This window comes from Streptomyces sp. NPDC057438 (genome assembly GCF_042802995.1).
GTDB lineage: Bacteria > Actinomycetota > Actinomycetes > Streptomycetales > Streptomycetaceae > Streptomyces.
Genome location: NZ_JBHVDD010000037.1, coordinates 1 through 12,900, shown reverse-complemented (window position 1 = coordinate 12,900; position 12,900 = coordinate 1). Strand labels below are relative to the sequence as shown.

General features: G+C 68.7%; 8 protein-coding genes and 2 pseudogenes. 5 read left to right on the top strand and 5 right to left on the bottom strand.

The annotated features are described in order from the left end of the window. Positions 1-185 precede the first annotated feature (185 nt). Positions 186-1,517 carry a DUF2254 domain-containing protein gene (locus ACFU5F_RS21150; protein WP_383889392.1) on the bottom strand — a complete coding sequence of 444 codons (1,332 nt, stop codon included), beginning with the start codon at positions 1,515-1,517 and terminating at the stop codon, positions 186-188. 374 nt (positions 1,518-1,891) lie between these two features. Between ACFU5F_RS21150 and ACFU5F_RS21145 the strand changes: the two are divergent. Continuing rightward, positions 1,892-2,073 (top strand): annotated as a pseudogene (locus tag ACFU5F_RS21145) (ISNCY family transposase); the annotation flags it as partial. Positions 2,074-2,736: 663 nt separating this feature from the next. Here ACFU5F_RS21145 and ACFU5F_RS21140 read toward each other — a convergent pair. Continuing rightward, a pseudogene (locus ACFU5F_RS21140) lies at positions 2,737-3,457 on the bottom strand (PP2C family protein-serine/threonine phosphatase); the annotation flags it as partial. Positions 3,458-3,941: 484 nt separating this feature from the next. Here ACFU5F_RS21140 and ACFU5F_RS21135 point away from each other — a divergent pair. Next, positions 3,942-4,994 (top strand): S1C family serine protease, encoded by a 1,053-nt coding sequence (locus ACFU5F_RS21135; RefSeq protein ID WP_383889389.1) that lies wholly within the window; start codon positions 3,942-3,944, stop codon positions 4,992-4,994. Between the two features lie 118 nt (positions 4,995-5,112). Here the strand turns inward: ACFU5F_RS21135 and ACFU5F_RS21130 are convergent, their stop codons facing one another. Further along, entirely contained in the window at positions 5,113-5,538 is a 426-nt protein-coding gene (locus tag ACFU5F_RS21130; protein ID WP_383889386.1) for an SPW repeat protein, read from the bottom strand. A gap of 920 nt (positions 5,539-6,458) precedes the next feature. Continuing rightward, on the bottom strand, positions 6,459-7,955 hold the full coding sequence (hpnR, locus tag ACFU5F_RS21125) for a hopanoid C-3 methylase HpnR (RefSeq protein WP_383889513.1): 1,497 nt from the start codon (positions 7,953-7,955) through the stop codon (positions 6,459-6,461). A 304-nt stretch (positions 7,956-8,259) separates the two neighbouring features. Here hpnR and ACFU5F_RS21120 point away from each other — a divergent pair, with 304 nt between their 5' ends. Both ACFU5F_RS21120 and ACFU5F_RS21115 read left to right on the top strand, forming a co-directional pair. Then, on the top strand, positions 8,260-9,102 hold the full coding sequence (locus ACFU5F_RS21120) for an SDR family NAD(P)-dependent oxidoreductase (protein ID WP_383889383.1): 843 nt from the start codon (positions 8,260-8,262) through the stop codon (positions 9,100-9,102). A gap of 385 nt (positions 9,103-9,487) precedes the next feature. After that, positions 9,488-9,946: a hypothetical protein gene (locus ACFU5F_RS21115; RefSeq protein WP_383889380.1), complete on the top strand. Its 459-nt coding sequence runs from the start codon at positions 9,488-9,490 to the stop codon at positions 9,944-9,946. A gap of 287 nt (positions 9,947-10,233) precedes the next feature. On the opposite strand, the gene ACFU5F_RS21110 is transcribed toward ACFU5F_RS21115, so the two are convergent. Continuing rightward, a complete protein-coding gene (locus ACFU5F_RS21110) occupies positions 10,234-11,418 on the bottom strand; it encodes a magnesium and cobalt transport protein CorA (protein ID WP_383889377.1) in 1,185 nt (394 codons plus the stop codon). A gap of 260 nt (positions 11,419-11,678) precedes the next feature. On the opposite strand from ACFU5F_RS21110, the gene ACFU5F_RS21105 reads away from it, so the two are divergent. Further along, entirely contained in the window at positions 11,679-12,809 is a 1,131-nt protein-coding gene (locus ACFU5F_RS21105; RefSeq protein WP_383889373.1) for a winged helix DNA-binding domain-containing protein, read from the top strand. Positions 12,810-12,900: the final 91 nt, after the last annotated feature.

Genomic DNA, 12,900 nt, shown 5'->3' with positions numbered 1-12,900 from the left:
CATGGTCAGTGTCAGGGCCATCGACGTGCGCTGGTCGGAAGTGGTCAGGCTCTGCGCGGCCTCACCGTCGTGTGACGACCAGGCTCCCACCGCGTCCTTCCAGCTCACCCGGTTCGCACTCGACCACCGACAGCTCCTGCGTCACCTGGCCCCCAACAGCAGAAAGCGCAGTCGCAACTGCGCGGTCAGTGAGCCCCCTCGTGCGTCCAGCGCCCGGCCAGGGCTTGCTCGACCTGCTGAGCCAGTTCGGTGAGCCGGGCCTGCTCGGCGGCGTGGAAATCCTGGCCGGTGATCGTGGAGCGCAGCCGGGCGAGTGCGGCGACGACGGGCGGGTGCTGATCGGGCGCGCTGCTCCAGGCCAGTTCGCGCAGCAGCATCAAGATGCGGGTCAGGACAGCGGGCTCAGCGGCGCCGTAACGCAAGGGCTGGGTCACTGCCAGATCGAGGAGGATTTCCAGGTCCGGGCGTTGCAGCACGACTCTGACCTGGTGCTGGTCGTCGCGCAGCAACCGGGTGCCGAGGTCGCGGTGCGCGAGCTCGCACAGCAGAGCGGAGGAGTGGGACAGGGCGTGGACAGCGGTGGTCGGGTCGTTGATCCCTGGAGAGAGCGCTTTGGCGATGACATCGGTGAGCTGGCGGAGCCCGAAGGCGACGTCCTGGGCGTCGGTGCGTTCGGCACCGGTGATGACCGCTTCGGCGGCCTTCCGCACCAGACGTGTCCGGGTTTCGGGACAGAAGGGCTTTCCCGTGCGGGGCCAGGCGGCTCCCATGGGTGTGCCGGCGATCAAAGAGCTGCCGGGGTGGCGGTCGATGAGCAGGACGGCGTCGGCTTCGACGGCTGCTTCCAGCAGAGCTTCCCCGTCCACGGCGGTCAGGAAGCCGGAAGTACCGACGGGCAGGAGCAGGGCGTCGGCGGGCGGTTCCGGTGGGGCGTTCGAGTCCCTGGCAGCGGACTCTCTTTCGAGGAGGAGCCGGTGGATGGTGCGTTCGGCGGCGGAGTGGACGCTGCGCAGCATCGTCTCCACCCGGATCTCGCGCGCCAGGTGGGACAAGAACAATACGAGGCCGAGCACGCTGGCCAGGGTAAGGACGAAGGCCACCGTGACCGACACCTGCGGGACGAACATGACTTGTTCGTCCTCGCCGGTCCGCACGGTACGCAGCACGGTCAGGGCGTAGGTGAACGTCGCGAGGAACAGTGCCAGGGTCGTCTGGACGTACCGGTCCGCTGTGAAGGTCCGCAGCAGACGCGGGGAGAACTGGCTGCTCGCCAGTTGCAGCGTCACCACCGTGAGCGAGAAGGTCAGCGCCGTGACGCTGATCAGGGAGCCGGCGATCGCCTCCAGTACGGTGCGCGCGGCGTCCGCGCTGCCTCCGAACAGGTAATCCGTCAGCCAGGGCGGGATGTCGCGCTCGATCCGCGCGTCCAGACGCGGTAGTCCCACACCTGCGGCGACGGCGAGTACGACACCCAACGTCGGCAGCGGCCACAACTGCGCACGGACCGTGTCACGCATGTGCGGAAGGGGCGTGGCGCGCGGACCCGGCCCTGGCGCAGCGAACAGTTGGAGAAGGGTAGTGCCGCACAGTCCACGACGGCGAGGCCGGTACATGCGGTGCGCGCACTTGGGCCGGAGCGACATCGAGAAGTGGTAGAGGGGTGAATGGGCCGGTGGCGGTTTCTGGGGTGATGACGTGGCACATAGCGCCGGGCGAGGAACCCGTGCCTACGACGGCTGGCTGCTGCGGTTGCCTGCGATGTCCCATGACACGTCTGCCCTTCGGGAATGTCACAACGGTAGTCCCACCATGCGCTCGGCCGCGGAATCTCGGGACGACGACACACCACCTTCCGTATGCGTCGTTCGCTGCCCGCCCGGCAGGGTCGGCTCAGTGCCGAAAGCTGCGCATCGATACCACCGTGATTGAGGCCGCCACCGACCACCCCGCAGACGTTGACCTGCTGGAGCACGGGGCGTGCAAGTTGGGTCGGCGGTAGGTCGGATTAAGGCCGCCGGCACCGCAAGGCGCACCCGTCTCCTGGACCACAACCCGAAGCACGCGGGTTCCAGGGATTCCGGAAGCCCTGAGGCCCTATCGGGGTTCCGAGGGAGCTGCGGGCGTTTCTGGATGTCGCGTCGCGAGGGTCTCGCCTCGCCGGAGGAGCGATCACCATCAACTGCTGGTGTGGTGGGACGGCAACTCGTACGGCCGCGAGACTACCGAACTCCTCAGCTCCTCGTCGGCGCCGAGGGAGCGGCAGAACGGGCCGCCGTCGCAGAGCGGGCCCATCGCCGGACGGGCCGGCGCACAGCGCCCAGCAGGTCCGGCTGCGGTGTGGCGGCAGAGGGACCAAGCGAAGTCGATCGCTACGTGGCCTGGTACCGCCACATCGCACTGCCATGCTCCCGTGCACCTTCCCGGCCGCTATGGTGGCCGCTCACGCCCTCGAGAGGGGAGCCGAAGAGCGAGGAAGTGGTCCGAGCAGTCTCGTTCCCCTCACCGTGTCAGAAGCGCGACAGCTCCTGGATCTTGGCCATTCCCCAGCAGCCCGGCTACCGCGGCCCGGGTACCAGCTTCACTGGATGTACTGGCGTCGACGCCGTCAAGACGTCGCCCGCCATTGCCGCTACCAGTGCCGCTGGCGCCCCGATCGGGTGAGTCACGAAGGACCACCGCCCTGATGCGGCGTCATCTCTTATTCGAAGCAAGGCAAGCTGACCAGGAAAGATGCAGGAACTCGGCGGTGCCGTCCCGGCGTACGAGCATCAATGCCGGATGGCCGCAGTTGAGAAAGACAGCCTCATGGTCGGCTCTGACCTCGGCGAGGATCGCCGTCACGAGCTTCTCATCCTCCAACTCCCGTGCCACGCTGCGCTCCAGCCGGTCACCGAGTCCCAGCAGGTCGGGTTCGTCATGGGCCGCTTCCCGGATTGCGCCAAGCATCACGGCGGCCGTCTCGACCGCGGCCAGCCCCTTGCCCTGCACATCGCCCACGATTGCTCGGATCCCATGGGGCGAGGAAACCACCTCGTACAGATCTCCTCCGATCCGTGCCTCCGCGACGGCCGAGGTGTACGACACCGCCGCCTGCAACGGGTCGGCCGTCAGCGGGACCGGCCGCAGCAGCACGCGCTTGGGCGGCTTCCGCGATCAAGCGCAGGTTGGCCAGCCCCGCCGCCCGGCGGGAGCGCATCACAGCGGCCGCGATCCCCGCGCCGGTCACGCCCACCACCGACCCCATGGCCGCGAAACCCCGGCGTTCCTCGAACAGTCCGTTGTAGAGACCGAGCCCTACACACAGCAGGAACGCCCCCGCGCCGATCACTGCCGTACGGTGCCAGCCCCCGACCAACGCCGCGAACGCCGGCCCGAGCGAAACCAGCGGCAGCAGCCCCACTCCGGGACCGGCCACGACGTCCACACACACCACCACCGCCATCACGACGACCGGCATGCTGGACAGCACCCAGGTACTGGACGGCGGCTTCTCACAGTCATGGCCAACTCCAGCGGCTTCACGACACCGGAGCGCCACGGACCTCCGGCGGCCCTCCCACGGCTTTAGCCTATGCAAAGGCGGCTACGGCGATGGCTCTCGTCACGGCCCTTTACCCAATCGAGGCCGCGATCGCAGGGGCATGATGGGCGCGCTGGAGGCGTGCGGGACGCAGGCTTGTCCAAGAGCCCCAACAACGAGGCTTCCCCCGGCGGAACCGCACACAACCGATGAAAGCACTGGCGAAGGAGGACTCGGCTCGGCTGCATCCCGCCGTCGAAGAACTCACATGGCCCACTGGCTAGCGCGGGAAGGACCGCTCAGGTGCCCGCCACACCGGACAACTGCAGGCCCATCTGCCCTGGAACGAAAGCCGCTCGCCTCAGACCAGGCCCTCGTGGTGCGCCACCTCTTACGGTCCGACAAATGTGATACTCCGGACATGGCTCCATTGCTTGCGCGCCCGTTTCTGCTGCTGCCCGTGACCGCTGCAGTCGTCGCCTTGGCCGGCGGCTGCTCCGGTAACCCGGCGCCGAATACTGCTCCTGCGCGTGCGGCGGCTCCGCGGGTCGAGAACGATCTACAGAACGACTACCAGACCGTGATCGAGAACGTGCTGCCCTCAGTCGTCCAGATCGAGACGGAGGAAAGTCTCGGTTCGGGCATCGTCTACGACGACGCGGGGCACATCGTCACCAACGCGCATGTGGTCGGTGTCGCCAGAGAGTTCAGGGTCACCGTTGCGACCGGCGAGCAGCCGCTGACCGCGAAATTGGTCGCCTCCTATCCGGAGCAGGACCTGGCCGTCGTGAAGCTGGACCGGCTCCCGGCCGGCCTGAAGCCCGCGGCGCTCGGCGACTCGTCGAAGGTGAAATTGGGCCAGATCGTACTGGCCATGGGCTCGCCGCTGGGCCTGTCCGGCAGCGTCACTCAAGGCATCGTCTCAGCAGTCGGCCGCACCGTGAGCGAAAGCCGCGGAGGTGGCGGCCCCGCGGTGACCATCGCCAACATGGTGCAGACCTCGGCTCCGATCAACCCGGGCAACAGTGGGGGCGCATTGGTCAATCTGAGCAGTGAGGTGATCGGCATCCCGACGCTGGCGGCGAAGAGTCCGGAGCTGGAGGACGGTGCGGCACCGGGGATCGGATTCGCCATCCCTGCCTGGACGGTGAAGAGGATCGCCGACCAGCTCATCAGGGACCGCAGGGTCACGGACTCGGGCCGGGCAGCGCTGGGCATCACTGCCCGCACGGTGCTCAATGACAACTACGAGCCCTCAGGTGTAGTGGTGGTCGAGATGACGGAGGGAAGCGCGGCGGACCAGGCAGGGCTGCGGTCCGGGGACGTCATCACGAAGGTGGATGACACGAAGATCCGGATCCTTACCTCTCTGGCCGAGGCACTGGCGTCGCGCAGACCGGGTGAGACAGTGCGGGTGATGTTCCTGCGGGACGGAGAGCCGGGAGCGGTGAACGTGACATTGGGCGAGGCGTGAACCGACGGACCGACTCCGCGTGATCAAAGGGCCCGGCCGACACCCGAATCTGCATACTCGGCGAGCCATGCGGCGATCATCTCAGCCAGAGGCTGGGTCCTCCTCGTCAGATCCTGCCTCAGGCCCGCCGCACCCGCGCCAGCAACAGCGAGACGGTGGCCAGCAAGATCAGCACGCTGCCGGTGGCTATATCGTTGATCCGCGCCGCATCTGCTTTCGACGTGTCGCCGTAACTCACCACGAATGGTGCGGCGACGAGCCACGCACCTGCTGCCGCGACGACAAGGTCGGACACGGGCCCGCGCTGCCGCACCATGCGCGCGACAGCCACAAGAAACACCACCACACCGACGATCATCTCGTTCAGGTGCGCGTCCACCGCAGGCTCATTGAACGGGTACCCAATGATCCAAGCCCCGATGAAAAGCCAGATTCCCACCGCCAGCATCATCCCGCTGATGAGCGAGTTCCGCACCTCTCGAGTCAGTTCACCCCTGCGCGGCGGCGGGGCCGCGTGCTGAGCAGTGGAACGACTGCGCGTCATGGGTGCCTCCTGATCAGCGTCCGGGGCCCTGTCATGCGGCCATGCTTACGGTCGTTGCGTCGTCCTTGCTCTCCACAGCTGCCCCTGGGGGCCTGGGCGGTGGGCAGGGTCGAAACCCCGCGCGGAGGATCAGCCAGCCCGCGAACGGGCATCCTCCTCGGTGTACGTGCTCGGCGGACAAAGATGGCGCACTCCGCCAAACACGGTCTCTGCGTGGCCACGGGTTGCCATAGTCACAGACGACAAACGCTACCGATGGGTCCTGTCGCCATGAGGCCAGTGACAGCCGGAATTCTGTCTGCACGGCAGTTGCAGTTGGATGGGCCGATCTTGCGGCTCTTCCGGACCACGGGGCCGGATGACGTCGTTCCCAGACCGGATCATCTCGGGAGGACGTGAGCTCGCTCGTCGCAGGACCTGGGGTCCGTAACCCGGGCCGGCCTTGTTACTCGCGTCGAGGGCGGCGCCCGCCTCCCATTCCAGTGGGAGTGGCTCCTGGGCAGATGGGTGCCTTCACCGCGAGCACACTCAGGGTTCAGGCGATGTCGGTGGCCAGGGGTACGGCCCAGCCGGTCCACGTTCCGCCCGGCGGCCGCGAGGTACTGCGTTGAAACGGCGCCCCTCTCCGGCCCCCGAGCTGCCGTGTGTGACACCGCCTTGTGCACCGGCCCGGCGCCGGTGCACGCACCTGCGCAGGATAGGGCGCCCGGCCTGCCCGAGTTCCGCTGCGCCGCGGGGCGGGTGAGCGCGGATCGGCGGGGTTTCGGCGCGCGCCGAAGAATCGCCCTGACAGCCGCCGTACCCGCTCGTCCCCGCCTCTGCGAGGTCCCGCCATCCGCGACGGCGAAGCGGACGTCGGCCGCGAGCGCTGCCAGGACGGCGGCCGGCATTCCGGGGGCTACTCCTTCGTGGCGTGTCGGTCAGTCGGTGACTCCGGGATTTCGGGTGCGTGCCGGCCCGCGTGTGTGGACGTAGAGCTGGTGGCGGTCACCGACATTGATGGGCTGCGGTTCGGGCAGTTCGTAGCGGACGGGGAGCTGGTGGTCGGCGAGTTGCCGCCGAGGGTTGTAGACCTGGTTGAACTTCCACAGCATGCGGGCGAAGTTCGTCTGGCCGTGCAGGAGATTGCGGCCGAGAATGCGCGCTGCGCCGAAGGCGGTACGCAACCCCAGATGCTTACGGTTGATGACGGCCTGGGTACGTACGAGTTCCCGGTAGAATTCGTCCAGCGGCAGCGTGGTGGGAACCACGGCGTGCTGGATGTCGAAGAGGCGGTAGTCGCGTGTGGTGAGGCGCCGTGACTCGGTATGCCAGATCTCGGTACCGGGATAGGGCGTCATCACGGTGAAATGGACGATCTCGGGCACGGACAGCGCGAACTCCCGCACGACACGGAAGCGCTCCGCATCCCAGGCGGGATCGACGATGAGGTTGATGGCCACCTGGATACCCAGGCGGCGGGCCGTCTCCAGTGCTTTGAGGTTCTCATCGGGACTGACCCTCTTGCGGTAGAGGTCGAGTCCTTCCGCGTCGATGGCCTCCATTCCGAGGAACATGTAGCGCAGCCCCAGCCGTGACCAGCGCTCGAAGACTTCCGGATGGCGCAGGAGCACGTCGCTGCGGGTCTCCAGGTAGTACTGTTTACGGATTTTGCGGCGCTCCACCTCGGCGGCGATCGCGTCACCGTGCTCGGGCCGGATGAAGGCGACATCGTCGACGATGAACACATTCGGCTCGCGGATGTTCGCCAGGTCGTCGGCCGCCGCCTCGGGCGAGGCTTTGCGGTAGCTGCGGCCGTAGAACGTCCACGCCGAACAGAACGAACAGTCCCAGGGGCAGCCGCGGGTGAACTCGACGGAGGCGCACGGGTCGAGTTCCCCAATGAAGTACCGGCGGCGGTTGCGCATCAGATCACGAGCGGGGAGCGGTGTGTCGATGCTGTGGAGCATCTTCGGTGCCGGCCCGCGGCCGGCAGCGGTCACCACACCGGGTACGCCGTCCACGCCCTTGTCACGGGTCGCCTCCAGCAGCGGCGCGATGACCGGCTCGCCCTCGCCGCGGACCACCGCGTCCACCGAGCCGCCCGCCTGCTCCAGCACCTCTTCGGCTACGAAGGAGACGCTGTGGCCTCCGAAGAAGACGAAGCAGCCCGGTACGGCCTGCTTCACCTGCCCGGCGAGTTCGATCGCCTCTGGGATGTTCGCCAGGTAGTTGAGAGAGACTCCAAGGGCCTCCGGCCGGAAGGACGTCAGCTCGCTCATCAGCCGGGACCTGCTCAGGACCTGGAGGTCCACAACGCGGACCTCGTGACCCGCGTCGCGGGCGGCGCCCGCCACCCGTTCAAGTCCGAGTGGCTCCAGCCTCAGGAAGATTTCTGAGTACATCAGGGCGCTGGGGTGGACGAGCAGCAGACGCATCATCACCTCGCCACAGGCTCGGGAAACGGGGGCATCCCTTTCATATCCTGTCAAACCGTCTTTGCGTACCGCCATTCGGCGGCACTGGACATCGCGAAAGGAGTGGTTTCAGGCGCGTCGGGATGGGTGGCTTCGCGGCAGCGTGGCGGTGAAGAAGGCACCGGGTAGAGGAAGGGCACCGTGGGACTCGGAGGTGCCACGGTTGAGGAGCCGCTCCGGACGATGAGAACCGGAGGCGTTCAGCGGTGCCGCCCATACACTCCGGCGGCCCGCCGACCAGACCGAAGCGCAGGGAGACAGCCCGATGACGCACTCTGGCAATCTCAAGGCGAGTTCCGGATTTCCTCCGGCGGCCAGGGCTCGACCCGGCACGAACGCGAGAATGCAGGAGACGGCGTTACGGGGTGTGGGCGTGGCACTGGTGACGGGGGCTTCCTCTGGCATCGGCGCTGCGATCGCGAGACGGTTCGCCGCGGGCGGGTGGCAGCTTCTCCTCAACGGGAGGGACCGGCGCCGGCTCGAGGAGACGGCCGCCGGTACGTCGGCCGTCGTCCTGCCCATGGACCTCGCCGCCGCGGACGGTCCTCGCCTGCTGGCCGAGTCCGCGCTCGGCGTGGCTGGGCAGATCGACGTGCTCGTCGCCGCGGCAGGGATCGGCTGGTCCGGGCCCCTCGTCACCATGCCGCACGTGGCCATCGACAGGGTGCTGACCGTAAACCTCAACGCGACGCTCCACCTCGTGCGGGAGGTACTGCCCTCCATGATGGCGGCCGGCCAGGGGCGCATCGTTCTCGTCGGATCCGTCGCGGGAACGGTCGGCGTGCGGGAGGAGGCGGTGTACTCGGCCGCCAAGGGAGCGGTGGCCGTGTTCGCCGAAGCACTGCGGCAGGAGCTGCGGGGCACTGGAGTCCGTGTGACGCACGTCGTACCGGGGGCGGTGGACACGGCATTCTTCGAACGGCGGGGCACACCGTACCGCCGGACCCGGCCGCGCGCAGTCCCGGCCGATCGGGTCGCCGACGCGGTCTGGGACGGCCTTGAGCGCGGACGTGACGACGTCTACGTGCCGTCCTGGCTGCATCTGCCAGGCCGGGTGCGCGGCGTCGCCCCCGCCCTGTACCGTCGGCTGCTGGGGCGCTTCGGTTGAGCACTCAAAGTCCGCGGTGATCTGTCCGAAGTCGCTCAGTGCATGCGGGCGAAAGGGCCTGGTTCCCCTGAACTGCGCAGAGGTCGCTGCTGGCGGCTTCGAGAGGTCGGCCATCGCTTCCGTCAGCGTGTCCACCACCGGCCAATGTATGAGCAACCACTCCGGACGATCTTCGGGACACGCGCCCACTTGGCGCAGTGGGCGCCCTCATGCCCCACCTGAGATCTCGTGGCAACAGATGGTCGCCGTCGCGTTGCGACGGCGACACGAAGACCATGCTGACCGCGCTGACGTGCACGGTCGTCTTCACAGGGTCACTCCGCCAACTCCTCCTGGTCGCCTCTCCTTCACGCTTCCCAAGGGAGGCAAGACCCGCGTCGTCGACATGCCTCCCTCGGTTGCCTCGGCGCTGGCTGAGTACTTCATGGAGTACCCGGCCGTCGAGGTCGAGTTGCCGTGGGGCGGCCCGGGGCCGGATCGGGAGAAGCAGAAGGTCCCGCTCACCCTCACCACGACGTACGGCAACGCCGTCCGCGCGAACATCTTCAACGTCGAGGTGTGGAAGCCTGCCTTGGCGGACGCCGGCGTCATCCCCGTGCGGAAGAAGGGCGAGCGCTGGATGGCATCCCGCAAGGACGACTTCCACGTGCTCCGGCACACGTACGCCTCGGTCATCCTGGAAGCGGGCGAGTCCGTCGTCACCCTGGCCCGCTGGCTCGGCCACTCGAGCCCGACCATCACTCTGGACTACTACGCCCACTTCATGCCCGAGGTCGGCGGTAAGGGACGCAGTGCCATCGACGCCCTGCTGGGCGCGTCTTCCGAGGCCGCCGCGACTGCGTAGAGGAAACGGTTTCCCAAGGCCCACAAGGAGGAGGGCGCAGTGATACTGCGCCCCCTCCTGGGCGTTCCGCCGCCCGTAGGTCGATCACCTGCGTGACAGTGAGTGGTCCCGATGGCTGAGGCTGCGGCACTGGTGATCGAGGCTGGCGCCCCCAGCGGGGGAGGAAGCCACGAAGCGGAGCGGGTTTCATTCTCCCCGTAGATTCTCCGCAGCGCCCTCAGAGGCGTTCGAGACGCCCACCATCGGGTGCCTCCGACCTGCGGAATGGGCACTTCCCCGGTGATTACTCAGAGCCAATCGCGCCGCTTGAAGATGACGTACAAACTGGTGCAAACCGCAGCCATTAGGGCGATTGAGAGGGGGTAGCCGAGTACCCAGTGCAACTCCGGCATGTGCTCGAAGTTCATGCCGTAGACCGTCCCGACCAGCGTCGGGGCGAACAGGATCGCCGCCCACGAGGAGATCTTCTTGATCTCCTCGTTCTGTTCGAAGCCCGCCTCCGCCAACGCCCGCATCTCCGCGTTCTGTTGCTGGGTGACGAGGGTGGCGTTGACCGTGAGGATCTCGGTGAGGGCCTGGCGGAAACCGTCGACGCGCTCGCTGGTGTGGGTGACGTGGTCGGCGACGTCGCGGAGGTAGCGCTGGAGTTCGTCGTCCGTCCTGTACTTGATGAAGCCCGCCATCAGGCCGTGCAGCATGCCGACCAGGGGGCGGGTGGCGCGCTGGAACTCGACCATCTCGCGCGAGAGTTCGTAGATGCGGCGGGAGACCGCCGGGTCGCCGCGGAAGACCTCCGTCTCGATCTCGTCGACGTCGTTCTGCACCCCGGCGACGACGGGCGCGTACCCGTCGACCACCGCGTCGAGAATGGCGTAGAGGACCGCCTCGGGGCCGAGCCTCAGCAGCTCCGGGGTCTCCTCCATACGGCGGCGGACGGCCGACAGGTCCGGGGCCGCGCCGTGCCGGACCGTGATGACGAAGTCCGGGCCCACGAAGACGTGCAGCTCGCCGAAGTCGACCTCCTCGGGGGCGTCGAGGTACCGGGCGGCGCGCAGGACGACGAAGAGGGTGTCGCCGTACCGCTCCAGCTTGGGACGCTGATGGGCCTCCATCGCGTCCTCCACGGCGAGCGGGTGGAGGTCGAACTCGGCTGCCAGGGAGAGCAGTTCGCCCTCGGTCGGGCGCGCCAGCCCGATCCACGCCATCCCGGCCGGCGCCTCCCGCAGCTCACGGTAGGTGTCCGCGAGCGTGGCGGGGGAGGAGACGCGTACGCCGTCCTGGTACAGGGCCGCCTCCACCACGCTGGCCGCCCGCTCGGCAGGAGCCCGCTCCGCCGGTTCCCGGGTCCGGTCCGCGGGCGGAGAGGGTGGCGTCGACGGAGGGGGCAGGGCGCGGCGCCAGCCGGACTTCCGGCCGCTCCTCGGAGCAGGCCCGGCACTCTTGGGGGCCGGGCGTGCGCGTCGATCGGCCATCGCGGATGCCTCCCGAGTTGCGCGTACACGTACGACTGTGCGATCACCGAGCAGGATATACGGGGCAAAGGGTCCGGGAGCGGCGAGGGGGCGGTGGGTGAGGAGCGGTCGGGGAGAAGCGGAGACGTGAGGCATCACCCGGGGGCGTCGTGGGCCGGAGGCCCAGGTGGGCTCGACAGCAGCCGGTCCGCGGAGACACCGACCGCGTCCGGGACCATCGCGGACAGAACCTGTCCGCGACTCCCGCTAGCGTGCGCAGCATGACGAACAAGGCGACCCAGACCGCCCCCCGGATCGGCACCCTCGCGCTCAACCGCGCGACCCTGGCCCGCCAGCTCCTGCTGCGCCGGGCTCCCCTGTCCGCCCGCGCCGCCATCACCCACCTCCTCGGGCTCCAGGCACAGAACGTACGGCCGCCGTACTACGCCCTCGCCGCCCGGCTGGACGGCTTCGCGCCCGAGCAGCTGTCGGCGCTGATGGCCGACCGGGACGTCGTACGCATCGTCACCATGCGGTCCACGATCCACACGCACACCGCCGAGGACTGCCTCAGCCTGCGGCCGCTGGTGCAGCCGGCCCGGGAGCGGGAGCTGAACATGTTCCGCAAGGGGCTGGCCGGGGTCGACCTCGAACGGCTGGCGGCGATCGCGCGGGAGCTCGTCGAGGAGGAGCCGCGCACCCTGAAGCAGTTGCGCGAGGCGCTGCTCGTGGAGTGGCCCGACGCCGATCCGTTCGCCCTCGGTCTGGCCGCCCGCTGCCGGCTGCCACTGGTGCAGGTCACCCCGCGCGGACTGTGGGGCAGGAGCGGGCAGGTCGCCCTGACCACCGCCGAGCACTGGCTCGGCCGTCCCGCCGAGGAGGCCCCCGCCCCGGAGACCGTCGTCCGGCGCTATCTCGCCGCCTTCGGACCCGCCTCCGTCAAGGACATGCAGGCCTGGGCCGGAGTGACCCGCCTGCGCGAGGCGTTCGAGCGGCTGCGCCCGGAGCTGCTCGTGTTCCGCGACGAGCGCGGCACCGAGCTGTTCGACCTTCCGGACGCGCCCCGCCCGGACCCGGAGACCCCGGCGCCGCCCCGGCTGCTCCCCGAGTTCGACAACCTGCTCCTCTCCCACGCCGACCGCTCCCGGGTGGTCCCGCCGGACCTCAAGGGCCGTTCCTGGCAGGGGAACCAGGCCCATCGCACCTTCCTCGTCGACGGGTTCCTGGCCGGTCTCTGGAAGCTCGGCGACGGCGCTCTCACCCTCGAACCGTTCGGCCCGCTCACCCGGGAGCAGCGGGCCGACCTGGTGACGGAGGCGGAGCGCACGCTCACGACCCTGCGCGAGGACGCGGGCGGGGCGCACCCCGACCGCACCGTCCTCGACATCCGCTTCGGCACCGTGGCCACGTGACGCACGCGCCATGACGCCCCTGGTGGCCCCATGTCGCCCACCCGTCCGCCCGGACCATGGAGAGGGGGCGCCGCGAACCGCTCGTGGCAGG

Coding starts and splice junctions, on each gene's coding strand:
- ACFU5F_RS21150 (WP_383889392.1), bottom strand. CDS start 1,517: ATGCGTGACACGGTCCGTGCGCAGTTGTGGCCGCTGCCGACGTTGGGT.
- ACFU5F_RS21135 (WP_383889389.1), top strand. CDS start 3,942: ATGGCTCCATTGCTTGCGCGCCCGTTTCTGCTGCTGCCCGTGACCGCT.
- ACFU5F_RS21130 (WP_383889386.1), bottom strand. CDS start 5,538: ATGACGCGCAGTCGTTCCACTGCTCAGCACGCGGCCCCGCCGCCGCGC.
- hpnR (WP_383889513.1), bottom strand. CDS start 7,955: ATGCGTCTGCTGCTCGTCCACCCCAGCGCCCTGATGTACTCAGAAATC.
- ACFU5F_RS21120 (WP_383889383.1), top strand. CDS start 8,260: ATGACGCACTCTGGCAATCTCAAGGCGAGTTCCGGATTTCCTCCGGCG.
- ACFU5F_RS21115 (WP_383889380.1), top strand. CDS start 9,488: ATGCCTCCCTCGGTTGCCTCGGCGCTGGCTGAGTACTTCATGGAGTAC.
- ACFU5F_RS21110 (WP_383889377.1), bottom strand. CDS start 11,418: ATGGCCGATCGACGCGCACGCCCGGCCCCCAAGAGTGCCGGGCCTGCT.
- ACFU5F_RS21105 (WP_383889373.1), top strand. CDS start 11,679: ATGACGAACAAGGCGACCCAGACCGCCCCCCGGATCGGCACCCTCGCG.